We start from the raw sequence: 24,553 nt of genomic DNA, 5'->3' as shown, positions 1-24,553 counted from the left end.
GCGATAGCGATGAGCAGTGCGCGGATCGAGGATGTGCTGGCACTGGCCCCGCTGCAGGAGGGGCTGCTGTCGCTGTCCCACCTGTCCGGGGACGACGACGTGTACACGATTCCGTTCGTCGTGGACATCGAGGGACCATTGGACGGCGCGCGGATGCGACGCAGCATCGAGGCGGTGCTGCGACGGCATTCGAATCTGCGGGCGGTGTTCTGGGATGAGGACGTGCCGCGCCCGGTGCAGATCGTGCCCGCCGAGGTGGAGTTGCCGTGGCGCGAGATCGACGCGCTGCCACAGGAATTGGACGATGTCACCGCCGCCGAGATCCGCCGGCCGTTCGATCTGAGCAGTGGTCCGGCGCTGCGGGTCCTGGTGGTGATGCTGCCACCCGATCCGGACGGCACCCGGCGGGGCCGGATGATCGTCACGATCCATCACATTCTCATCGACGGGTGGTCGCTCGGGCTGTTCTTCACCGAGCTGCGTGCGCTGTATCAGTCGGGGGGACAGGATGATTCACTTCCTCCGGTCCGGCCCTACCGGGACTACATCGCCTGGCTCGCCACCCAGGACATGGTGGCCGCCCAACGTCGCTGGGTCGACTACCTGGGTGTGCTCGACGGGCCACTGATGGTCGCCGATGGTGGCGGAGCGATGGGAATCGATCGCGCCGAGGTCAGCACTCCCGCCGAGATCACCCGCTTCGCGCTGTCGGCCGCCGATACGGCCCGCCTCGCGCAGTGGGCGCGGTCGCGGGGGCTGACGCTCAATACGGCCGTCCAATTCGCGTGGACGCTGGTGCTTTCCCGCCTCACCGACCGCCGCGACGTCGTCTACGGCACCGTGGTGACGGGGCGACCGGACCGGATCCCCGGCGTGGACCGCATCATCGGCCTGTTTCTCAATACCGTGGCGGTCGCCTTCCGGTTCGATCCGGACGCCGATGTGGTGGCGGAATGCGCACGGCTGCAACGGGAATCGGCGGCCATGCGCGAGCTCGGATTTCTGAGCCTGTCGTCGGTGCAGCGCGCGGCCGGGCACGGTGCGCTGTTCGACACCATGTTCGTCTTCCAGAACGCGCCGATGGAGGACGCCTTCGGCACCGCGGCCCTCGACGGCGGGGTCACCCTGCACCCGGTGATGACCGAGAACCTGACCCACTATCCGCTGACCGTGGTGTCGCACCTGCTGGGCGAGGAACTGCTGGTCGTCGTGGAGGCGGTCCGGGAGTCGGTGCCGTATCTGCCCGCCGACATCGGTGCGAGCATGCTGGCGGTGCTACGCGGCCTGCCGGACGCGACCGGCAGGTCCGGTGACGAACTGGAGGTGCTGCCCGCTTCGGAGCCCGCGGCCCTGCTGCGGTCGTCCACCACGCCCGCGGTGCCGTCCCCGGGCGATCCCGGCAGTGCCCAGGCGCCAACGGTTTTCGATGTGTTCGCGCGCCAGGCCGCCCGCACCCCGGACGCGGTCGCGCTCACCACCGATACCGGGCTGCTCACCTACGGCGATCTCCACGAGCGGGCGGTCCGGCTGGCCGGGGAATTCGCCGCCGCCGGGGTGGGGCCCGAAAGCGTTGTCGCGGTGCTGCTGCCGCGCGGGCCGCAGGCTATCGTCACCGTGCTGGCCGCCCTCGCCGCCGGAGGCGCGTATGTGCCCGTGGATCTTTCGCTACCCGCCGCCCGCATCGAATCCATCCTGCGACAGGCCCGGCCACGACTGGTGGTGGCCGACGCCGACCACGGCGATCTGCCGGGGGACCGGCCGGTGCTGCGGCTCGACGACCCGGCCGTCGGCAAGCGCATCGCCGCCCGCCCCGCGACGGCACCCGATGCGGCCCGGCACGCGGGTGGAGTCGCCTATCTCATCTTCACTTCCGGTTCCACCGGTGAACCCAAGGGCGTCATCGGTACCAACGAGGCGCTGATCAGCTATTTCCTCGACCACCGTGAACGGGTGTATCGCCCCGCCACCGCCCGGCTCGGGCGCAGGTTGCGGATCGCGCACGCCTGGTCGCTGAGCTTCGACGCGTCCTGGCAGCCGCTGGTAGGCCTGCTCGACGGGCACGCGCTGCACCTGTTCGACGACGAGTCGGTGCGGGACGCGCAACGGCTGGTCGACGGGATGGCGCGGTACGCGATCGACATGATCGACACCACACCGTCGCTGTTCCGGCAGCTGACCGCGGCCGGTCTGCTGAACCGGCCACCGGCCGTGGTCGCACTCGGTGGCGAGGCCATCGACACCCAGCTGTGGGCGCGGCTGCGGGCGCTGCCGGAGGTGGCGGTGCACAACTGTTACGGACCGACCGAGACCACCGTCGAAGCCGTGGTCGCCGATGTCACCGCGATCGACGCCGCCGAGCCTCAGTCCGATACGCCGACCATCGGAGCGCCCACCGCGGGAATGTCGGCGTACGTGCTCGATTCCCGGCTGCGCCCGCTTCCGGTGGGGGTGATCGGCGAGCTCTATCTGGCGGGCCCGCAGCTGGCGCGCGGGTACGCGGACCGGCCGGGCGGAACGGCCGCGCGCTTCGTGGCCGATCCGTTCCATCCCGGGCGCCGGGCCTACCGCACCGGTGATCTGGTGCGCCGCCGTGCCGACGGCCGGCTCGCCTATCTGGGCCGCGCCGACGCACAGGTGAAGGTGCGCGGATACCGTATCGAGATCGGCGAGGTGGATACGGCCCTGCGTACCCTGCCCGGGGTCGCCGCCGCGACCGCCACGGTGACCCGCCGCGGCGCCGGTGCGAGCCTGGTGGGATTCGTGGTCGGCGAGGCCGGTGCCGCGGTCGATCCGATCGGCCTGCGCGGTGCACTCGCGAATCGATTGCCCGCGTACATGATTCCCGCGCGGATCGTGGTCGTACCGCGACTGCCGGTGACCGTGAACGGCAAACTCGACGCCCGCGAACTCGACCGCCTCGCCGACATCGCACTCGCCGCCGGCGGATCCGCGGGAGCCGCCGCGGTCACCCCCACCGAGAAGACGCTCGGCGCACTGCTGGCCGAGGTGTTCGACGGGCGCACGCCGGGTGTCGACGAGGACTTCTTCGAACTCGGCATGGACAGCATCGTCGCCATCGCGCTGGTGAACCAGGCCCGCCGCAACGGATTGGCCGTCACCGCTCGGACGGTGCTGGCCAATCCGACCATCCGCGATCTGGCCGCCGCCGTCGATCGGGGTGTGGCCGAGGTGGTTTCGGTCGAGGGCGACGCCTACGGACAGGCGCCGCCGCTGCCGATCGTCTCCTGGATGTACACGCACGGCAACTATCGGCGCTTCACCCAGAACATGCTGCTCACCGTTCCCGAGGGGGTGACGGAGGCCGATCTCGGTGTGCTGCTGCGGGTACTGCTCGACGGGCACGACGTCCTGCGGTCGCAGCTGACGCGCACGGCGGACGGGCCGCGCCTGGTGACGCGCGAACCCGGAACGGTCACCGCGGCACAGGTGCTCACCCGGATCGTGGACGTAGCGGCGGACGCGGCGGGATCGCAGCTGCGCGCGGCCACCCATGCCGCCCTCGACGAGATCGACCCCGACACCGGAAATATGCTGCGCGCGGTGTGGTTCCGGCGCTCCGGCGGCGGAGATCTGTTGTTCCTGGCCATTCATCATCTGGCCGTGGACGTGGTGTCCTGGCACATCCTCACCGCCGATCTGACCGCTGCCTGGGAACAGATCCGGGCGGGCACGCAGCCGAAGGTGCTGGCCGAGCCGACCAGCTATCGCGCGTGGTCGCGACTGCTGTGGCAGCGCGCCGAACGCCCCGAGGTGACCGATGGGCTCGGGTACTGGGCCGCACAGGTGCGCGACCCGGATCCGGCGATCGGCAGTCGTGCACCCGATCCTGCCGTGGATACCTGGGCATCGTTGCGGGCAACCATGATTCGCACACCCATCGATGTCACGGCGGCGCTGTTGCGCGGACCCACCCGCGACGAGGGAGTACGCGAGGCATTGCTGGCCGCGCTGGCGATGACGATGATCTCGTGGCGGCGTGCCCGCGCACAGGAACACACCGGTGGTGCCCTGATCGCGCTGGAGAATCACGGCCGCGCGGACGAGGTCGTGGGCGCCGACACCTCGGGCACCGTGGGCTGGTTCACCACCGTCTTCCCGGTCCGGGTGGGTGTCGGCGAGCATGCGATCGATGTGGACACCGCGGAGGCCGACCCCGTGGGCACCGCCCGGCTGATCGCCGCCGTCGCCGCGCATGTGCGTGAGATACCCCGGCAGGGACTGGATTTCGGACTTCTGGACGCGGTGCGGCAGGTCCCCGAACTCGCCGGCGCGACCGAACCCCAGATCGAATTCAACTATCTCGGACGGTCGGATCTGGTCCGGCACGACGGTGAATGGTCGATCGTGACCGATGCCGCGTTCGCCGAGGCCATGCCGATCGCGCCGGAGCCCGATCTGCCGCTGCGCTACGCCGTCGACGTCGTCACGGGTATCGAGAGCGATGCGGGTGTTCCGCGGCTGATCACCCAATGGCGTTGGAGTGCAGCGCTGTTCACCGAATCCGAGGCGGCCGCATTGGCCGCACTGTGGAGCCGGAGCGTGGCCGCGGTCGCGGCCGCTCTCGAGTACTGACTCCGGCACCCCGCGCACACCCACACGGGGCGGTGCGGCGGACGCCGTGGACGGAACGAAGGGGAAACATATGCACAGACCGGGATGGATCAGGAAGTTTCACAAACCCCGAGCCCCCGGCAGCCCGCCGCTGTTGATATTTCCGCACGCCGGCGCCGGGGCATCGACGTATCGCAATTTCTCCAAGGCGTTCAGCGAGCGATTCGATGTGATCGTCTTTCAATATCCCGGGCGTCAGGACCGGGCGCACGAACCACTGCCGGTCTCGCTTCCGGAGATCGCTTGCGGCGCATTCGCCGAATTCCGTGATTCGGCTTTCGACCGCGGCGTGCCGATATTCACCTTCGGGCACAGCATGGGCGCATTGGTCTCGTTCGAATTCGTGCTGCTGGCCGAGGCCGCCGGAATGGATGTGCGCCTGTTGACGGTGGCGGCCGCGGTACCGCCCAGCCGCGCGGAGTTCCGGCCGCGGACACCCACCGGCGACGAGGAGCTGCTCGACCACATCGCCATGCTCGAGGGCACCGGCGCCGATGTTCTCGACAACCGAGAACTGATGCGGCTGGCCCTGCCGGTGTTGCAAGCCGATCATCGCGCCTCCGATACCTACACCGGGCCGCCGGACGCCCGGCTGAATGCCGCGGTGCACGCCTTGGGCGGCGATCGCGATCCGATCGTCTCGATCGCCGATCTGCACGGCTGGCGCACACACACCGACGCCGCCGAGGTCTCGATATTCGAAGGCGGCCATTTCTTCCTCAACGATCACGTCCAGACGATCGCGGAAGCCACCGCAAGAAATGCGGAATCCGTGTAGATGCAAGGGAAGTTCGACCGAAAAGTAAAGAGCGGGGATCAACGATGACATCGGCAACGAAGGCGGACATCGACCACATAGTCATTTCGGGAATGGCCGTGGAAGCGCCCGGCGGAATCGACGGACCGGGCGACCTGTGGTCCGCCCTGGCGGGTGCGAGAGAAATGATCGAGCCATTCCCGCGGGACCGTGGCTGGCCGATCGAGGAAATGCTGTCGCTGTCCGACATGGACGGCTGGGGTGACGTACCGGATGCGGGTGGGTTTCTCGACCGCGCAGCCGAATTCGACCCCACCTTCTTCGGTATCGCACAGCGCGAGGCGCTCGCGGCCGACCCTCAGCAGCGGGTGGCGCTGCGGGTGGCGTGGAAGGCCCTGGAGAACTCGGGGATCAATCCCGGTGCGGTGGACGGCGAGGAAGGGGGCTGTTTCGTCGGGACGCTGCCGATGGAATACGGCCCGCGCGGTGCGGAGGTCAACGACTACACCGGATATCGCGTGGTCGGCCAGGTGACGATGAGTGTGGCGGGCCGGGTATCACACTGCCTCGGGCTCACCGGCCCCTCGGTGACCGTCGACACCGCGTGTACCTCGTCGCTGACAGCGGTGCATCTGGCGGCGGCCGCCGTGCGCGCCGGAGAATGTGACTGGGCGCTGGCCGGCGGTGTGTGCGTGATGGGCTCACCGATCCTGTTCTACGAGTTCGCCAAGTACAACGCACTGTCCGCCGACGGGCACTGCCGCTCCTACTCGGACGACGCGACCGGCACGCTGTGGGGTGAGGGCGCCGGATTCGTCCTGGTGGAGAGGGAATCCCGTGCCCGTGCGCTGGGCCACCGGATCTTCGGTCGTCTGCTCGCCTCCGCGCACAACCACAATGGCAAGGGCAAACCGATCCTCACACCGCGCGTGGACGCGCAGGAACGAGTGATTCGCAGGACGATCGGGCTCGCGGGGATCGATCCGGCCGAGATCGGCTTGATCGAGGGCCATGGCACCGCCACCCGGGCCGGTGATCCGGTGGAGCTGACCGCGCTGCAGAACACCTACGGCGCGCCGGAATCCACGCCTCTGGTCGGTTCGATGAAGTCGAATATCGGGCACACCCAGGCCGCGGCCGGTGTACTCGGCCTGATCAAGGTGCTGCTGGCCGGCCGGCACGGGCGCATCCCGCCCAGCCTGTTCGCCGACCGGCCCACGTCCAAGGTGGATTGGGAGCGCTCCAGCCTGCGGCTGGCGACCGACCTGCGGCCCTGGGAGGCCCGTGCCGGGATGCGATGTGGAGCGGTGTCCGCGTTCGGCGCCGGGGGTGCCAACGCGCATGTGATCGTCGCGATGCCCGCGGGGGAGGAGTGACCATGACCGACAATTGCGCAGCTGATCGTCGCCGTGACCGGGTGCGGGTGTCCCGCGGAACTCAGGAGGTCGGCCATGTCTGAGCGTCGACTGCCGGACGGGACCGTGCCGGTGCTGCTGTCCTCGGACCATCCCGGCCTGCTGGGCGCCGAGGCGGCGGCGGTGCTCACCTATGCCGCCGACCATCCGGAGGTCACGCCGGATCGTATCTCCGGCATGCTCTTCCGGACCCGCATACCGCGTCGCTACCGCGCTCTGGCCACCGTCGGATCCCGTGACGAACTTCTCGCCGCGCTGCGCGCGATCGCCGACGACCGCGCCCATCCCGCCGTGATCCGCCCGTCCGTACCCGCCGCCGAACATCGGACGGCCTTCGTCTTTCCCGGTCAGGGGGGCCAGCGACCCGGCATGGCGCGCATGTTCCATGAGAACGTGCCGGCCTTCCGGGACGAGATGGACCGCTGCACAGAGCTTTTCGACGAGTTCTTCGGAGCCTCGCCACGGTCGTATCTGCTCGACGAGAACACGGCCGACACCGACAGCGCTCGCGTGGTGCAACCGGCACTGTTCACCCAGATGGCCGCCCTCGCCGCGATGTGGCGGGCCTTCGGTATCGATGCGCGGGCCGTCGTGGGACACAGTCAGGGCGAGATCGCCGCGGCCTACGTGTCCGGCGCCATGACCCTCGCCGACGCGATTCTCGTGGTGGGCACCCGGGCCGCCGCGGTCGACACCATCGCCTCCGATCGCTACGCCATGGCGGTGGTCGCCGCCGGTCGTGCGGAGTGTGAGCGAATCCTGGCTCGCAACTCGGGCTGGGCGCAGGTCTCGGTGATCAATTCGCCTGGCCTGGTGGGGATTTCGGGTGAGCGGCAGACGGTGCTCGACGTGGTCGACGCCCTCGCCGCGAACGACCGGTTCGCCCGCGTGATCCGGGTCGGTTATCCCGCCCACACCGATCGGGTCGCCGAACTCCGCGACGATCTTCGCGATGCCGTGCACGGCCGATTGGCGCACAAGCACTTCGTGGAATCCGATATCGACTGTCTCGGAGCCACTCTCGGTGACGCGATCACCACCGATCTGCCGGTCGACGAGTACTGGTTCTGGAATCTGCGCAACCAGGTGCGCTTCGATCTGGCGGTCGCGGCCGCGCTGGACCGCGAGATCGACACCTTCGTCGAGCTGTCCGAGCATCCCACGCTGGCCCTGTCGATACAGGACAACATCGCCGCCGCGGGTGCCACCGCCACGGTCGTCGGCACCTCGGTGCGCGCCGCGACCGATCTGTCGGAGCTCACCCGCAATCTGGCGACGCTCGCGGTGAACGAGCTGGGTTTTCACTGGGACCTGCTGTGCCGCGACCCCGAGGCCCCGATGGCACTGCCGCTGGACGGGTTCCCGAACATCGCGATGCACGAGCAGCGGCTCTGGTTGCCGTACAACGACTCCGCGGCCGATCGGCCGGCCCTCGGGCAGGGCGATTCGAATGCTGCGCGATCGTCCGGCGCGCATTCCGGCGCCGATTCCACTGGGCCCGGACAGCTGGCGCACCGGGCAGCCCCGACCTCGTCCGCGAACGCGCCCACTGCCCGGCCACAACTCGTGGTCGAACAGTGGCAGCGCCCGCAGCGACGTTCGCTGACCGCGCCGCGCACGATCGCCGTCGTCGACCACACCGGCGGTTGCTCCGATCTCGCCGCCGCCCTGTGCGCGCAGGCGGCCGACCAGGGGGCGGTCGCACGCTTCCTCGACACCACCGGCGCGCCCGGCAGCCCCGGCCGGGACCTCGGCGACGCCGACACCGTCGTCGTATTGCTCCCGGGCGCCGATACGGCCGACCCGAGTTCCACGAGTGAGGCGATCACGGATGTGGCGCGGTTCTTCGGGGATCGGCGCTGGTGGTCGGAACCGCCCACGGCGGTGACGGACTACTGGCTGATCACGGTCGGTGGCGAGGCGGTTGTCGACGACGATCCGGCGCCCGATCCGGTGGGCGCCGCGGCGGCCGCCGGATTCCGGTGCCTCGGAGCCGAATATCCCGGCATCGCCTTCCGGCATCTCGATCTGGCCGCGCACGAGGCGGGTCCCGAGGAGGCCTCGACGATCATCATGGCACTGCACACCGAGAGCGAGCCCGAACTGGCGCTGCGTGCCGGGGCGACCTATGTGAAGCGGCTGGTCGAAGCCGAATCCAGCGCCGCGACCGATACGGCCGCACCGGCGAACATCCTGATCGTCGGTGGTACCGGCGGGGTGGGCCTGGAGTACTGCGAGCATTTCGCCCATGCGGGTGCCCAGCGGATCACCCTCGTCTCTCGTTCCGGCGCGCGAGCACCGGTATCGGAACGCCTGCGCCGGATCGAGGCGGGCTCCGGCGTGGAGATTCGTGTGATCGGCTGCGATGTCGGCGATCCCGCGGCGATCGGAGTGCTGGCGGACGAATTGCGCGCCGCCCCGGCCGATCTGCTCATACACGCGGCGGCCGATATCGGCGAGCTGACCAATGTCGAGCTCGGCGAGATCACCGCCGCAGGTGTCGAGCGGGCGCTGCGCGGCAAGGTCGCCGGTTTCGCCAATCTGCTGAATTCCGCTGTGCTGTCCGATGATTGCCACATCGTGGCGTGCTCCTCGCTCGCCGCGACACTGGGCGGCCGGGCCATGACCGTGTACGCGGCGGCCAATCGGATGCTCGACGCGATGGCGTACCGGCTGCGTGCGGCCGGTACGCGTGCGGTGGCGATCCAATGGGGACAGTGGTCGATGCATCGCGGTGCGGGCACCTCGGAGACCTCGGTACTCGCGAGCGTGGGCTATCTGCCGATGGCCCCGGCCGACGCGATCGCCATGAGCCTCGGCGAGCTGCCGCCGGCCGCGATCGTGGCGGCCTTCGACTGGGACAGGGGACGGTCGGTACTCGGGCAGTTCGGCTACGGTCCGTTGCTGTCGGAGTTGCGCACCGCGCCCGTGGTCATCGCCGCCGATCCGGACGACCGATCGCCGACAGCGGCAGCGGCGGTATCCGCTTCGAAGTCGGTGGTCGCGGGGATGCTGGCCGCGGTGATCGGATCGGACGATCCCGACGCCCTCGACACCACCCGGCCGATGGTGGCGCTGGGCCTGGATTCCCTGCAGGCTCTGGAACTACGCCGCCGGGTCCAGGAGGAGTTCCACCGCGAACTACCGGTCGCCGATCTGATCAGCGGTGCCTCCCTGGACGACGTGCTGCGTCTGCTCGGCACGTCGGAAACCGGCACGGGACGGGTACCGGCCACCACCAACGGCGCTGCCGGACAGTGGAATTCGGTCGACCGGACGGCGCCCGCCGCCGGCGTGACCTCCGGGAACGGTTCGGCGCCCACGAGCACCGCACCGGCCGCGGCGCAGCGTGTGCTGCCCGGCGATCTGGACGCGGAACGTATCCGTACCGCCCGCCGGGACATGGATCTGTTCGGCCTGCGCGCCATGCTGGCGGTACTCGAGCCGGTCCTGAGCGACGGCGACTTCCACACCCCGGAATCCGTCTCCGCCGCACTCGAATTCGCGCCCCGCCATCACTGGTTGCTGCGGGCCTGGCTCCGGGAACTGACCGGCAACGGCTGTGTGGAGTTCGTGCCCGATCGCGGCTATCGGTACCTGGCCCCCGCGCCGGAACCGCTGCGTGCGTCGCTGTCCGAGGTATGCGCCGATCTGGGTTTCGAACCACCGTTCGCGACCTTCCTGTCGGCCACCGACGACCATCTGCTGGCCATCGCTCAGGACCACCGGCCGGTGCAGGAACTGTTGTTCCCCAACGGTGATCGGGCCACCGCCGACACGTTCTATCGCGACAATCTCGGTAGCCGCTATCTCAATGTCGCCGCGGGTGCGGCGGTCGCCGAACTCACCAGGGAGCTGGGTGGCCGCGGCACCCCGGTCCGGATGCTGGAACTGGGTGCGGGCGTGGGCGGGATGACCGATCGGATCGTGGCCGCCCTGCCGGATGTGGCGGTGGACTACCACTTCACCGATCTGTCCGCGTTCTTCCTCAACGCCGCCCGCGATCGTTTCGCCGCGGTCGAGGGGATGCGATTCGGGATCGTCGACATGAACGCGGATCTGCCCGCGCAGCCGGCCTGCGATGTGGTCCTGGCCTCGAATGTGCTGCACAACGCGACGCATATCGGGCATACGCTGCGGCAACTGCACGATCTGATCGCGCCCGGCGGTGCGGTGGTCTTCCTCGAATTCTGTGCCGCGCACTGCGAAATGCTCACCTCGGTGCATTTCCTGATGTCGCCGCGCGCCGAGGGGGAGCGGGCGGGTGCCACCGATGTCCGGGCCGGTACCGATCGGATCTTCCTGACCCAGCGGGAGTGGCGCGACGAACTCGCCGCTGCCGGTTTCACCCCGCGCCACGTGCTGCCGGCCGCCGATCATCCACTCTCGGCGCTCGACCAGCATCTGTTCGTCGCGGTCCGGGAGGTCTGAGCGGCGGTTGCGTACCGGTCGCCCGCGCGCACCGGCCACCCCCTGTCGGGGTAGATCACCGACAGGTATATTAGGTTTGCCTCACCTACCTAAGGTGGCCGGTGCTCCGGCCTGCCCGTGTGAAGAGAGATGTGCGATATGGCAACAACACCCGGTTGGATCCGGCAGTTCCACAAGCCGCGCGCGGCCGCCGCCGCACCGCTGGTGATCTGCCCTCATGCGGGCGGAGGTGCCTCGACCTACCGGCCGTTCTCCAAGCAGCTGCGGGAGAATTTCGACGTCACGATCCTGCAGTACCCCGGCCGTCAGGACCGGGCCCGGGAGGCCGCGCTGCAGACGCTGCCGGAGATCGCCGCCGGCGCATTCGACGAGTTCGTCCGGTCGCCGTTCCACCGGGACCAGCCCATCACCGTCTTCGGGCACAGCATGGGTTCGATGGTGGCCTTCGAGTTCACCCGGCTCGCCGAGGCCGCCGGTGTGCCGGTCCGGTTGCTCGCGGTTTCCGGTGCGGTCGCGCCGTCGCGGGTGGCAGATATGCCCGACCATCCGACCGAGGACGAACAGTTGCTCGACCATCTGGCCGGTTTGCAGGGCACCGGTGCCGATGTGCTCGGCAATCGCGATCTGATGATGATGGCCCTGCCCGTGCTGAAGGCCGACTACGCCGCCTTCGACCGCTATTCGTGTGCACCGGACATCAAGGTGCAGGCCACGATTCAAGCCATGGGCGGCAGCGACGACGAGTTCGTGACCATGGGCGAGCTCTACGGCTGGCAGCAGCACACCACCGCCGATCTGGCTGTCGAGATGTTCGACGGCGGGCATTTCTACCTGCACGATCAGGTCGAGGGCATCACCGAACTGCTCACCGCCGAACTGGAGACGGTGAGATGAGTGATCGCCAGGATCCGATCGTCGTCACCGGCATCGGAATCGACGCACCCGGCGGTATCGAGACCCCGGCCGACTACTGGGCGGCGGTGTCGCAGGGCCTGGATCTGATCGGCCCGTTCCCCCGCGACCGGGGCTGGCCGCTCGAACGACTGTTCACCCTGTCGGACGTCGAGGGCTGGTCGGAGGTCCGCGATGCGGGTGGATTCCTCTACACCGCGGCCGAATTCGATCCGATGTTCTTCGGCATCACCCCACGCGAGGCGGTCGCCATGGATCCGCAGCAGCGGGTGGCGCTGCGAGTGGCGTGGCGGGCGCTGGAGAACGCCGGTATCAATCCCGGCGCCATCGACGGCGAGGACGTCGGCTGCTATATGGGCGCCTCGCACACCGAATACGGGCCGCACGCCGCCGAGGTCAACGATTTCAGCGGCTATCGCGCCACCGGCACCGCGCTGGGTGCGGTGGCCGGGCGTATCTCCAACTGTCTCGGTCTGGGCGGGCCGTCGATCGTGGTCGACACCGCCTGCGCCTCGTCCCTGTCGGCCCTGCACATGGCCGCGGCCGCGATCCGTGACGGGGAATGCGAGTGGGCGCTGGCCGGTGCGGTGTGTGTGATGGGTTCGGCCGGAGCCTTTTTCGAATTCTCCAAGAACAACGCCCTCGCCGCCGACGGACAGTGCAAGCCGTATTCGGCCGATGCCACCGGCACGCTGTGGGGTGAGGGCGCCGGAATCGTGGTCCTGGAGCGGGAATCGCGCGCCCGGGAACTGGGCCACCGCATCTACGGCCGGATCCTCGCGACCCGGGTCAATCACAATGGCAGCGGTGCGCCGATCGCGGTGCCCAGCACCGAGGCGCAGGAGCGGCTGATCCGCAAAACCGTCGCGGCAGCCGGTATCTCGCCGGAACTGGTCGGCATGATCGAAGGGCACGGAACCGGCACCGCCGTCGGCGATCCGCTGGAACTGCGTGCGCTGCAACAGGTTTACGGCGGCGGCAAGGCGCGGCTGGGCTCGGTGAAATCCAATCTCGGTCACGCACAGGCGGCCGCGGGCATGCTCGGCCTGATCAAGGTGCTGCTGAGCGGTCTGCACGGGCAGATCGCGCCCACCCGGTTCGCCGACAATCCCACCGACGATGTGGATTGGGCGGCGACAGGCCTGCGACTGGCCGCCGAACTCGAGGACTGGGAGCCGCAGGACGGCATCCGCTACGGCGCGGTCTCGTCGTTCGGCGTGTCCGGCACGAATGCGCATGCACTGCTGGCGATCCCGGCCGTGGAAGAGGAGATCCATGTCTAGCTACCGACTTCCGGACGGCAGTGTTCCGGTCCTGCTGTCCTCGGATACACCCGAGGGGCTCGGCCGGGAGGCGGCAGCCGTCGCCGGATATGTGGACTCGCACGAGACCGCCACCCCGGACCGGGTGGCCGACATGCTCTTCCGTACCCGGGTCGCACGCCGGTACCGGGCCCTGGTGATGACCTCGGATCGGGAATCGCTGCTCGCGGCCCTGCGCACCGTCGCGGGCGGTGAGCCGCATCCGGATGTGGTGGTGTCCACCCGGCCGGCCGGTCGCGGCCGTGTCGCCTACGTCTTCCCCGGTCAGGGTAGCCAGCGGCCGGGGATGGGGCGGATGCTCCACGACCATTCCGAGGCATATCGGACCGCGGTCGGCGAATGCGACACGATCTTCCACGAGCTCTACGGATGGTCGCCGCTGCCGTATCTGCTGGAAGCCGACATGCCCGCCGACGACGACGCGCTCACCGTGCAGCCGGCGCTGTTCATGCAGATGGTCGGGGTGGCCGCGATGTGGCGGGCGGCCGGGGTCGATCCGGCCGTCACCGTCGGTCACTCACAGGGTGAGATCACCGCGGCCTACGTCTCCGGTGCGCAGACGCTGCGTGACGCGGTCCGGATCGTCACCACGCGCGCGCAGATCGTGGACGGCCTGAAGCTGTCCGGCTATTCGATGGCCGTCCTCGGCATCGATCGCGACGAATGTGAGGATCTGCTCGCCCGGCACGCGGGATTCGCCGAGCTGTCGGTGGTCAACTCGCGGCACATCATCGCCATCTCCGGTGAGCGTCCGGCCGTCCTGGATGTCGTCGAATCACTTAATGCGGCAGGTAAATTCGCCAAGGAGATCCGGGTGAAATATCCCGCGCACACCTCCTACGTGAGCGGTCTGCGCGACGAATTGAGCCGCACCGTCGGCAACGACATGGACAACGATTCGTTCCTGTCCGGTGAGGTCGACTTCATCGGCGCCACCTTCGGCGACAGTGTCGGCACGGATCAGTCGATCGTGGACTACTGGTATCTGAACCTGCGCAACCGGGTTCGCTTCGATCGCGCCATCGAGGTGGCCGCCGAACGCGGTGCCGACACCTTCATCGAGATCTCCGAACATCCCACACTGATGCTGGCGATCCAGGAGAACCTCGCCGGCACCGGATCGGCGAAACCGTATCAAGCCCTGGGTACCTCGCGGCGCAGTGCCGAGGATCTGCGGGAGTTCACCCGCAACCTGGCGACCGTCGCGGTGCACGACGCCGACTACGCGTGGGAAAGCCTGCGCGACCGGGCGGCCGACGCCGGACCTGCGCTTCCGCTATTGGATTTCCCGCATACCCAGATGAATCCCAAGACGCTGTGGGCCCCCTACCCGTACGCCGCCGCCGCGGCGCCGCGCGCAGCGGGTGCGCACAATGCCGACGGCACCGTCGTACCGCAGCGTTACCGTGAGGAGTGGACCAAGCTCCGGCGCCGGAAACTGGTGCCGCCGCGCACGATCGCGGTGGTCGACCACAGCGGGCGTTGCGGTGAGCTGGTGGCCGCCCTCGGTGCTGCCGCGCCCCGGCACGGGGCCACCGTCGTCACCGATATCGCCGCCGGGTCCGCCGACACCCTCGTCGTCCTGGTTCCGCCGCCGTCGGATGCCACCCCCGCGGGCGCCGTCGACGATCTCGCGGCCTTCCTGGGCGAGCCGGCGTGGCCGGCCGAACTCTCCGGAGTGAGCGATATCTGGCTCGTCACCACCGGTGGTGAACAGGTCCTCGACGGTGAGGTGCCCGACCCGTTCCACGCCGCCGCGCAGGCCGGATTCCGCTGCCTGGCAGCCGAATACCTCGGCGTCTCGGTCCGGCACGTCGATCTGCCCGCCGGTGCCGATCCGGCGGCGTCGGCCAAGGCGCTCGTCGGGGCGGTGCACATCGCCGGTGAGCCCGAGATCGCGGTCCGCGACGGTGGTGTCCACGCCAAGCGTCTCGTCGTCGACGACACCACCGCGGATCGCCCGTTGGATGCCGCCGCGCTGCGCGAGGTCGTGATCGTCGGCGGGACGGGCAAACTCGGACTGGACTTCTGCGCGCGGTTCGCCGCCGCCGGGGCCGGTCGGATCACCCTGATCAGCCGCTCGGGCGGGGACGCCGCCGCGGTGGCGCGGATCGGTGAGATCGAGCGCATCGGGAAGACCGAGATCGTGCGGCGCGGGTGCGATGTCGGCGACGAGGACGCGGTGCGCGCACTCGGTGCCGAGTTCGGCGATACTCCGATCTCCCTGCTCGTCCACGCCGCCGTCGACTACGCGGCGGCCGAGGCGACGGTGACGCCGGAGACGATCCGGGTTGCGGCACAGGCCAAATCGATCGCCCTGGATCGGCTGCTGCGCCATCTTCCACTCGCCGAGGACGGCCGGACCGTGTTGTGCTCCTCGCTGTCGGCCACCCTCGGCGGTCGCGGCCACCTGGTCTATTCGGCGGTCAACCGACTGCTCGACGCGGCCGCGGTGCGGTACCGGGCGCAGGGCATCGCGTGCTCGTCGGTGCAGTGGGGGTTGTGGCGCGCCGTCGGCGCGGACAATGCCGAAGCGCTGGCCAAGATCAGCGGCACCGGCCTGCAACCGATGGACGCGGCCGCGGCGGTCTCCGCCGGATTCGCACCCGAATCCGCGAATGTCGCGGTGGTAGCGGCGGATTGGGCGCGGATCTCGGACCTGTACGCGGTCTTCGGCTATCAGCCGCTGTTCGTGGAGCTGCCCGTGCAGGAGCGACCCGATCCCGTGCCGAGCACGGATCCGGTTGTCGCCGTGCCAGATTCGAAGGATGCCGGTCCGGCCGAGCCGGATGTTTCCGCGCCCGGCGCCGATACCGCCGATGCGGTGCGGTCGGCCCTGCGCACGGTGATGGGCCTGGGCAGTACGGAATCCATCGACGGGACCATTCCGCTCGTCGCTCTGGGGCTGGATTCGCTGCAGGCGCTCGACCTGCGTAAACGTATCGAATCGGAGTTGCGTCGAGATCTGCCGGTCACCGCCATCCTGGGCGGGGCCTCATTGGACGAGGTCGTATCGTTGCTCGTCTGATCCGTCGCGTCGCGCCACCCCGGTGTCGGCGAAATGCCGACGAAGGGGTGGAGTGCGCGTGCACATTAGGTTAGCGTTACCAAAGTAATCGGGCTTGTCGTCTTCAGACGGAGAACATTGTGTCGGAACCAGTGGGAGAATCGGGCGGGGTCTCGGGAGCGGACACCGCGATCGTCGTCGAATCGGTCGAGAAATCGTTCGGTGAGGTGAAAGCCTTGCGGGACATCACCTTCAGTGTGCCCACGGGCAGTGTGCTCGGGGTGCTGGGCCCGAACGGCGCCGGAAAGACCACCACCGTATCCATCCTGTCCACCCTCACCCGCCCGGATGCCGGGCGGGCCGTGGTCGCCGGATACGACGTGGTGACCGACGCCGCGCGGGTGCGGTCGTCGATCATGCTCACCGGTCAGTACGCGGCGCTCGACGAAATGCTCAGCGGCCGTGAGAATCTGGTGCTGTTCGGCCGGTTGATGGGCCTGCGGCGCAAGGCCGCCGCGGCGCGGGCCGAGGAACTGCTCGACCAGTTCTCCCTCACCGAGGCCGGTGATCGGCGGGTCGGCCAGTATTCCGGTGGTATGCGCCGCCGTATCGACATCGCCTGCGGTCTGGTCCGTCCGCCGCGGGTGGTCTTCCTCGACGAGCCGACCACCGGATTGGATCCGGTCAGCCGCCAGAGTCTGTGGGCCCTGGTCCGATCGCTCAAGGAACAGGGCGTCACGATCCTGCTCACCACCCAGTACCTCGAAGAGGCGGATGCGTTGAGCGACAACATCATCGTGGTCGACAAGGGCACCGTCATCGCCGAGGGCACCGCCGATCAGCTGAAGGCGCGTTCGGGTGAGAGCTATTGCGAGGTGGTTCCGGTCGACGCCGCGGACGTGCCCGCCGTGGTCGCCGCGCTGTCCGAACTGGGGCAGACCACGGTCGCGGAATCGCAGGATCGGGTGTCGATTCCGGCGCCGGGTGGTGCGGTGACATTGTCGCAGGCGCTGGACCGGATCAACGCCGGCGGTATCGAATTGATCGATATCGCACTGCGTCGTCCGTCGCTGGACGAGGTCTTCATCCGGCTCACCCAGCCGACCGTGGGAGCCGATGTATGACGGTCGCAACGAAAGCCACTGCCGCGCAGGTGATTCCGGAGGAGGATTTTCGGGTTCCGGTCACACTGCAGCTGAGTGCGCTCAGCGGACGCAGTGTCCGCGGCGCCCTGCGTCAGGGCGATCTGGTGCTCGCCTTCCTCCAGCCGTGGGTGTTCTTCGTCTGCTTCTATGTGCCGTTGCGCCGATCGATGGAGGTGCCCGGGGTCGACTATGCCCAGTACCTGCTGCCGATCATCGCGGTGTTCGCGATGTTCTTCGCTTCCATGTTCGCCGGTGACCGGGCCGCGCGCGAGGTGGTCGGCGGGATGGCGACGAGGCTGCGTTCCATGCCGGTGCCGGCGTGGATCCCGGTGATCGCCCGGACCTCGGCCAGTCTGCTGCGTTCGGCCACGGCACTGGTCGGGGCGCTGGTCATCGGCACGATCTTCGGATTCCGATTCCACGCCGCCGCGGCCGCGGTCGTATTCGTCGTGGTGGTGCTCGCTTTCGGCGCCGCCCTGGTCGTGGCGACCGACGCGCTGGGCACCGTGACCCGCAACCCGGAGCTGAGCGGGACCGTGCTGTTCGTCCCGCAGCTGTTGCTGGTCATGACCTCGACCGGACTCGTGCCGGCGCAGGGTTTCCCGGGCTGGATCCAGCCCTGGGTGCGCAATCAGCCGGTATCGCAGATCATCGCCGCCCTGCGCGGCCTGGCCGACGGCCGCTACGTCTCCGAACTCGGCGTCACCGCGGCATGGATCATCGGCCTTCTCGTGGTCGGGTCCGTCCTGGCGGTACGAGCGGAAGGACACCGGGCATGAACGACGCGAGCGTAGGCGGCAGCGCGCGTAACCACGGAGGGAGCCGGTAATGCCCGCAGAAGACCCTGCCATGAACGACGCGAGCGTAGGCGGCGGGAACGCGGAGAATGCCTCCACCGGAGCGGCCGTGGACGAGGCTGTGCGGGTCGATCTTTCGACGTCGTCCGTACTGGGCGACCAGGCCACGGCCGGGTTGGTGTCGCAGAGTCTGGTGGAGGCCGGTCGGTTGCTGCGCCGCTGGTCCCGGCAGCCGGAGGTGATCACCTCCACCCTGATCTTCCCGATTCTGTTGCTGCTCATGTACGACCTGGTGCTCGGCAGATCGCTGGGCGCCATGCAGGAGACCGACGCCATCTACGGTTTCGTGCCGATGATCGCGGTCGCGGGTGCCATGTACGGCGCGATGGGCACCGCCATGTCGCTGTATCAGGAACGTCAGAGCGGTCTGCTGCGCCGATTCTGGGTGCTGCCGATCCATCGGGCGGCCGGGCTGGCCGGTCGGCTGCTGGCCGAATGCGGTCGCGCTCTCGCCGCCACGATCGTGGTGGTCGTGGTGGGCATCGCGTTGGGCCTGCGCTTCCACGAGGGCTGGCCGGGCGTGATCGGGGTGCTGATCGTGCCGGTCATCGTGATCGCCGGATTCACACCGGTGGTGGTGATGGTCGGCGTGAGCAGTGCCGGTGACAAGGCAACCGAGTTGTTCGCGATCGTGGTGCTGGTCGGGATGTTCTTCAATTCCGGATTCGTCCCGGTGCAGAACTACCCGGGCTGGTTGCAGCCGGTGGTGCGGGCCCAGCCGATGAGCTGCGCCATCGAGGCGATGCGCAACTTCACCGTCGGCGGTCCGGTGCTGGTGCCGTTCCTGCAAACGGTGGCGTGGGCGGTGGGCCTGATCGCGGTGTTCGGAGTTCTCGCGGTGCGCGGTTATCGTCGCGCCGTGCAGAGCTGACCCGGGCCGTTCCGGCAGACACACCCCACGGTCCTTCCTGATTCGCACCGACTGAGCACTCACTCAGCGGTACTGTCGGCATCCGATTGTTTATCCCGGGCATCTCGGACGCGCAGGAAGGATCAATTGTGAGGAGCCGGATACACAGTTGGACCGCAGTTCTGTTCGGAACTCTCGTTCTCGTCGCAGGTGCGGCATTGTCGGCCGCACCTGCATCGGCCGCCGACGATTTCTACATACCACCGCCATTACCGGGGGGACCACCGGGCACCATTCTTCGCGCCGAGCCCGCGTCGGTGGTGATGTCGGCTCCCGGCCAGGCGGGTGTCATTCCCGCGATGGCGACCCGGATGATGTACCTCAGCAGCGACACCCATGACGCACCGACCGCGGTGGTGGCGACCTATCTCCAGCCGGTCCTGCCCTGGACAGGCCCTGGTGAACGCCCGCTGATCGCCTACGGGGTCGGTTCGCAGGGGCAGGGCGATCAGTGCGCGCCGTCGAAGGTGCTGCCGCAGCTCGCCCAATTCCGGCCGCCGTACGACGTCATCGCCGAATACGACGTGGTGGCGCTGTATTCGCTGCTGTCGCGCGGGATGGCGGTCGTGCTCACCGACTACCACGGGTTGGGCACGCCCGACGTGCACGATTTCCTGAACCGGAAGGCGCAGGCCTATTCGGTTCTGGATTCCGCGCGCGCCGCGCTCCAATTGCCCGGTACCGGCCTGCACCCGGGGACACCGGTGATGTTGTTCGGATACTCCCAGGGCGGTATGGCTTCCGCCGGTGCGGCCGAATTGCAGTCGAGCTACGCACCCGATCTGAATGTGCGTGGCGCCTATGTCGGCGGGCCCATCGTCGATCCGGAGAATTTCATCGGGTACAACTACGGTCGGCCCGGCGTCGGATCCGCCGCGCCGTTGACGCTCAACGGCATCGCCGCCGACTATCCCGAAACGCGTCCGATCCTCGATGCCGAGATAAATGATGTCGGCAAGGGGTTGATGAACGATGCGCTGGGGCAATGTGCCATTGCGACATCGCTCGATATTCAATTGCGGCAAATTTCTCAAATCACCACAAGTGGACAGCCTCTCACCGAGGTGATCGACCGGTCGCCGGAACTGAAATCGGTATTCGACGAACAGCGCATCGGATCTCGTGCGCCGTCGATGCCCGTGCTCATCTCCTCGGCCATGAACGACGAGGGGACGCCGTATCCGCCGGTTCGGGCTGTGGCCGCCGGGTGGTGCGCCGGTGGTACGCCGGTTCAGCTGGACGCCAATACCCAGATTCCCCCTATCACGGGCATCGTGGGCACGCACGACCTGGCCTACTTTCCGTCCCTGGCGGCAGCGCAGTCGTGGATGACGGATCGGCTGGCGGGTCTGCCGGCGCCGAGTAACTGCGCCGCACTGCCCTAGACGCGGCAGTCACACAGCCGATTCCGGCGCCGGACTCCCAGCGGGGACGGCGCCGGAGCCGACTGTCGGGGTGGCAGCGTCGGCCCCCAGGTCCGGGGGCCAATTCATTGGATCGCCAGCAGACTCCGATGAAACGGTTACTCTGGAAGAAATCAGGCCAGCGCAACCGTTTTCGGTGTCCGCGCACTCGTTCCGCTGTTGTTCTTCCGGATGGCGAGAGACGTATGGCGATTTTCGCACAATCAAAAGCCCGCGACCCCAAGCGTTATCTGTGGACATTGGGGTTGATCGCGCCGGTCTGCGCGCTGTTCCCGGCGCAACTCGTGTCCCTGACGGGGCTCGAGCTGTTCTGGTGGATCGGTCCGATCATCGTGTTCGTGGTCATTCCACTGCTGGACTGGGTGGTCGGGGACGACGGGAGCAATCCGCACGACGCGGACTACGAGGCGCTGTCCAACGACCGCTACTACCGCTGGTGTACGTACCTCTTCCTGCCCATGCAGTTCACGGGGCTGGCCATCGCATGCCGGCTGTGGTCCAGCAGCGAACTGTCCGTCGTCGACGGGCTGGGACTCGCCGTGACCCTGGGGGTGGTGTCGGGTATCGGCATCAACGCCGCTCATGAGCTCGGTCATCGATCCGAGCACCTGGAGCGCTGGCTGGCCAAGATCGCCCTCGCACAGTCCGGGTACGGGCACTTCTTCGTCGAGCACAACCGTGGCCATCACGCCCGGGTCGCGACACCCGAGGACCCCGCCAGCGCCCGATTCGGCGAATCGCTGTGGGCATTTCTTCCCCGCAGCACGTTCGGCGGTCTGCGTTCGGCTGTGGCCCTCGAGCGCGAGCGCCTGTCCCGGAAGGGCAGGCGCTGGTTCAGCCCGGCCAACCACCTGTTGCAGGCATGGTCGATGAGCATCGTGTTGTTCACCGCGTTGATCCTCGTCTTCGGCCACCGGGTGATTCCGTTCCTGGCACTGCAGGCCGTGATCGGTGTGGCATTGCTGGAGACGGTGAACTACGTCGAGCACTACGGACTGCTCCGTGCCCGCCGTGCCGACGGCCAGTACCTGCGATGTTCACCGCGCGACAGCTGGAACAGCGACAGTCTCGTCACGAATGTGTTCCTCTTCCATCTGCAGCGGCACAGCGACCATCACGCCAATCCGGGCCGCCGCTATCAGACGTTGCGCAGCAGTGAGCAGGCGCCGCAGCTGCCGCTCGGCTATGCCGCCGTGATCCTGCTCGCCGTGGTGCCCCCGCTGTGGCGGGCGGTGATCGATCATCGGGTGCTCGCCCACTACGGCGGCGACCGCACACTGGTCAACAGCAAACCGCGCCGTCGCGGTCTCCTACCGCACCGGCGCGCCCGGCACCCCGCGGACCCGGCGGTACACGACTCACCGGCAGCGTGAATTGCGGCGAGGTCGGGGGATTGCTCCTGTCGAGCGCCCGGTAGCGGTTACGCTCGAATGTCGAAGTGCTCGTTTCTCGTCCGAAGGTTGTCGGAAGGCCCACACAGACCCCCACGCCGGATCGGCTGATCCGGTATCCAGGGAGGAGCCGTTCGCAATGGTGTCACTCGAGTCGATCGCCCCGTCCGCCATGGACGGTCCGAGGTCTCGCCGCGAGGGGGGTGCTGCGCGATGACCGGTCCGTCCCCGCTCAATGCCGGGGAACCGGCGCTGTTGAACGGTTCGGTGACCCTTGTCGAGGGCAGTACCTTCTGCCTGTCCGACCGGGTCGGCGATGTGGAGTCGGGTACCTCCCAGGGCCTGTTCTATCGCGACGCCCGCGTGGTGTCGCGCTGGGAGCTGCGGGTGGACGGTCAGCGCCTGGAACCGCTGTCGGTGCTGAGCCCGGAGGCGTTCACGGCGCGGTTCATCCTGCGGCGCCCGCCGCGGGCCGGTGCGGCGGACTCGAGTCTGCTGGTGGTCCGCGAACGGCTGGTCGCCGACGGTATGCGCGAGACGATCGTGCTGGAGAACCTCGGCCGCGAACCCACGGCCGTCGTCCTGGAACTACGCGCCGACGCCGATTTCGTGGATCTGTTCGCGGTCAAGGAGGGGCGTGCCGGGCACGGCCGCGCCGAAACCCTGGTGACCGACAACGAACTGCTGCTCAACGATCGCTCCGATCGTGCTCGCGGCCTGGCGATTTCGTCCTCGGAGCTGCCCACCATCCTGCCCGGCTCGCTGACCTGGCGCATCGTGGTTCCGGCCACCGGCCGGTGGCAGACCGAAGTTCTCGCCCAGCCCACTGTCGCCAATCAGCGGGTGAATGTCGCGCTGCGGCCGGGCGAGCACTATCGCAGCAGTGAACCCGGTCGCAAGATGGCGGCGTGGCGCGATACCGCCACCAAGCTCACCACCGGAGATCCCCAGCTCACCGCCGTTCTACAGCGCACCGAGAGTGATCTGGGCGCCCTGCAGATCCGGGAGGAACGCCGGAATCGGACCTTCGTCGCCGCGGGCGCGCCCTGGTTCATGACGTTGTTCGGCCGCGACTCGCTGCTCACCGCGTGGATGGCCCTGCCACTGGATTCCTCACTGGCGCTGGGCACCATGCAGCAGCTGGCGGAGATGCAGGGCCAGCAGGTCGACGCCCTCACCGAGGAGGAGCCCGGCCGGATCATGCACGAGATTCGGCGCGGTCCCTCCGGGGGCCTGGCGCTGGGTGGTGAGGTGTACTACGGAACCGTCGACGCCACACCGCTTTTCGTGATGCTGCTGGCCGAGACCCGACGCTGGGGCGCCTCACCGGAAGCGGTGCAGACCCTGTTGCCCGCCGCCGATGCCGCCCTGGACTGGATATCGCACTTCGGTGACCGGGACGGTGACGGCTTCGTCGAATATCAGCGGGCCACCGATCGCGGCCTGATCAACCAGGGCTGGAAGGACAGTTTCGACGGCATCAACGACGCCAGCGGTCATCTGGCCCAGGCGCCCATCGCGCTGTGCGAGGTGCAGAGCTACGTCTACGCGGCCATGCTGGCCCGCGCCGAACTGGCCGAGGAATTCGGCCAGGCCCACAAGGCCGCCAAATGGCGCGACCGGGCCGCGGAACTGCGCACGAAATTCGCCGAGGCGTTCTGGATGCCCGAAAAAGGCTGGTACGCGATAGCTCTGGACGGTCGCAAACAGCGCGTCGACGCGCTCACCAGCAATGTCGGGCACTGTATGTGGTCGGGGATCGTGCCGGACGAACACGCCGAACAGCTGATCCACCACCTGTCCACGGCGGAGATGGATTCCGGATTCGGTTTGCGCACACTGTCTTCCGGGATGGGTGCGTTCAACCCGATGAGCTACCACAACGGTTCGGTCTGGCCGCACGACACCGCCATCACGGTCGCGGGCCTGCTGCGATACCGCCACATTCCCGGTGCGGTCGAGCTGGCCACCCGGCTGTCCAACGGATTGCTGGACGCCGCAACCGCTTTCGGCGGCCGGCTGCCGGAGCTGTTCTGCGGCTTCCAGCGCACCCGCTTCTCCGCTCCGGTGCCTTACCCCACCTCGTGCTCACCCCAGGCCTGGGCGAGCGCGGCCCCGCTCCTGCTGGTCCGCTCCTTCCTCGGCCTGGCCCCCGATGTCCCGCACCGCACGGTCACCGTCCTCCCGCACCTCCCGCCGAAGTGGGGGTGTGTGGAACTGACCGACCTGCGCCTGGGCGGGACCACGGTGGATATCGCGGTCAATGGTGACCAGGTCACCGCCACCAACCTCCCGGACGACTGGAACCTGGTCACCCATTGACGACATCTCGGTGACCGCCGGGGGTGCG

The 24,553-nt window shown here is 68.4% G+C and carries 13 protein-coding genes; all 13 read left to right on the top strand.

Annotated elements, in window-relative coordinates:
- Positions 1-9: 9 nt before the first annotated feature.
- The gene (locus tag AB0L57_RS12975) at positions 10-4,593 is read left to right on the top strand and encodes an amino acid adenylation domain-containing protein (RefSeq protein ID WP_364960886.1); all 4,584 of its coding nucleotides are present in this window, start codon (positions 10-12) and stop codon (positions 4,591-4,593) included.
- A gap of 70 nt (positions 4,594-4,663) precedes the next feature.
- The gene (locus AB0L57_RS12970; protein WP_364960884.1) at positions 4,664-5,410 is read left to right on the top strand and encodes an alpha/beta fold hydrolase; all 747 of its coding nucleotides are present in this window, start codon (positions 4,664-4,666) and stop codon (positions 5,408-5,410) included.
- 44 nt (positions 5,411-5,454) lie between these two features.
- The gene (locus AB0L57_RS12965) at positions 5,455-6,765 is read left to right on the top strand and encodes a polyketide synthase (RefSeq protein ID WP_364960882.1); all 1,311 of its coding nucleotides are present in this window, start codon (positions 5,455-5,457) and stop codon (positions 6,763-6,765) included.
- Between the two features lie 75 nt (positions 6,766-6,840).
- Complete coding sequence (gene nbtC / locus AB0L57_RS12960; protein ID WP_364960880.1) at positions 6,841-11,235, top strand: nocobactin polyketide synthase NbtC; 4,395 nt, start codon at positions 6,841-6,843, stop codon at positions 11,233-11,235.
- A gap of 138 nt (positions 11,236-11,373) precedes the next feature.
- Positions 11,374-12,129 carry an alpha/beta fold hydrolase gene (locus AB0L57_RS12955; protein WP_364960878.1) on the top strand — a complete coding sequence of 252 codons (756 nt, stop codon included), beginning with the start codon at positions 11,374-11,376 and terminating at the stop codon, positions 12,127-12,129.
- Positions 12,126-13,430 carry a polyketide synthase gene (locus AB0L57_RS12950; protein WP_364960876.1) on the top strand — a complete coding sequence of 435 codons (1,305 nt, stop codon included), beginning with the start codon at positions 12,126-12,128 and terminating at the stop codon, positions 13,428-13,430. The genes AB0L57_RS12955 and AB0L57_RS12950 overlap by 4 nt, the downstream gene beginning before the upstream one ends.
- Entirely contained in the window at positions 13,423-16,497 is a 3,075-nt protein-coding gene (nbtC, locus tag AB0L57_RS12945; protein WP_364960874.1) for a nocobactin polyketide synthase NbtC, read from the top strand. Before AB0L57_RS12950 ends, nbtC (AB0L57_RS12945) begins: the two co-directional genes overlap by 8 nt.
- Positions 16,498-16,616: 119 nt before the next feature.
- The gene (locus tag AB0L57_RS12940; protein WP_364960872.1) at positions 16,617-17,600 is read left to right on the top strand and encodes an ATP-binding cassette domain-containing protein; all 984 of its coding nucleotides are present in this window, start codon (positions 16,617-16,619) and stop codon (positions 17,598-17,600) included.
- Positions 17,597-18,400, top strand: a complete 804-nt coding sequence (locus AB0L57_RS12935) for an ABC transporter permease (protein ID WP_364960870.1) — start codon at positions 17,597-17,599, stop codon at positions 18,398-18,400. Before AB0L57_RS12940 ends, AB0L57_RS12935 begins: the two co-directional genes overlap by 4 nt.
- A gap of 49 nt (positions 18,401-18,449) precedes the next feature.
- A complete protein-coding gene (locus AB0L57_RS12930; RefSeq protein WP_364960868.1) occupies positions 18,450-19,349 on the top strand; it encodes an ABC transporter permease in 900 nt (299 codons plus the stop codon).
- 128 nt (positions 19,350-19,477) lie between these two features.
- Positions 19,478-20,773 carry a lipase family protein gene (locus AB0L57_RS12925; RefSeq protein ID WP_364960866.1) on the top strand — a complete coding sequence of 432 codons (1,296 nt, stop codon included), beginning with the start codon at positions 19,478-19,480 and terminating at the stop codon, positions 20,771-20,773.
- A 224-nt stretch (positions 20,774-20,997) separates the two neighbouring features.
- Positions 20,998-22,185, top strand: coding sequence for an alkane 1-monooxygenase (locus AB0L57_RS12920; RefSeq protein WP_364960864.1), 1,188 nt, complete (start codon positions 20,998-21,000; stop codon positions 22,183-22,185).
- A gap of 231 nt (positions 22,186-22,416) precedes the next feature.
- A complete protein-coding gene (locus tag AB0L57_RS12915; RefSeq protein ID WP_364960862.1) occupies positions 22,417-24,525 on the top strand; it encodes a glycogen debranching N-terminal domain-containing protein in 2,109 nt (702 codons plus the stop codon).
- Positions 24,526-24,553 lie beyond the last annotated feature (28 nt).

Source organism: Nocardia sp. NPDC052254 (assembly GCF_040679495.1).
In the GTDB taxonomy this organism is placed as follows: domain Bacteria; phylum Actinomycetota; class Actinomycetes; order Mycobacteriales; family Mycobacteriaceae; genus Nocardia.
Note: the sequence above shows the minus strand (reverse complement) of the source record. Positions and strands in the feature narration are given on the sequence as shown.

Bases quoted from the DNA above. Each gene is read 5' to 3' on its own strand.
- AB0L57_RS12975 (WP_364960886.1), top strand. From the start codon at position 10: ATGAGCAGTGCGCGGATCGAGGATGTGCTGGCACTGGCCCCGCTGCAG.
- AB0L57_RS12970 (WP_364960884.1), top strand. From the start codon at position 4,664: ATGCACAGACCGGGATGGATCAGGAAGTTTCACAAACCCCGAGCCCCC.
- AB0L57_RS12965 (WP_364960882.1), top strand. From the start codon at position 5,455: ATGACATCGGCAACGAAGGCGGACATCGACCACATAGTCATTTCGGGA.
- nbtC (WP_364960880.1), top strand. From the start codon at position 6,841: ATGTCTGAGCGTCGACTGCCGGACGGGACCGTGCCGGTGCTGCTGTCC.
- AB0L57_RS12955 (WP_364960878.1), top strand. From the start codon at position 11,374: ATGGCAACAACACCCGGTTGGATCCGGCAGTTCCACAAGCCGCGCGCG.
- AB0L57_RS12950 (WP_364960876.1), top strand. From the start codon at position 12,126: ATGAGTGATCGCCAGGATCCGATCGTCGTCACCGGCATCGGAATCGAC.
- nbtC (WP_364960874.1), top strand. From the start codon at position 13,423: ATGTCTAGCTACCGACTTCCGGACGGCAGTGTTCCGGTCCTGCTGTCC.
- AB0L57_RS12935 (WP_364960870.1), top strand. From the start codon at position 17,597: ATGACGGTCGCAACGAAAGCCACTGCCGCGCAGGTGATTCCGGAGGAG.
- AB0L57_RS12930 (WP_364960868.1), top strand. From the start codon at position 18,450: ATGCCCGCAGAAGACCCTGCCATGAACGACGCGAGCGTAGGCGGCGGG.
- AB0L57_RS12920 (WP_364960864.1), top strand. From the start codon at position 20,998: ATGGCGATTTTCGCACAATCAAAAGCCCGCGACCCCAAGCGTTATCTG.
- AB0L57_RS12915 (WP_364960862.1), top strand. From the start codon at position 22,417: ATGACCGGTCCGTCCCCGCTCAATGCCGGGGAACCGGCGCTGTTGAAC.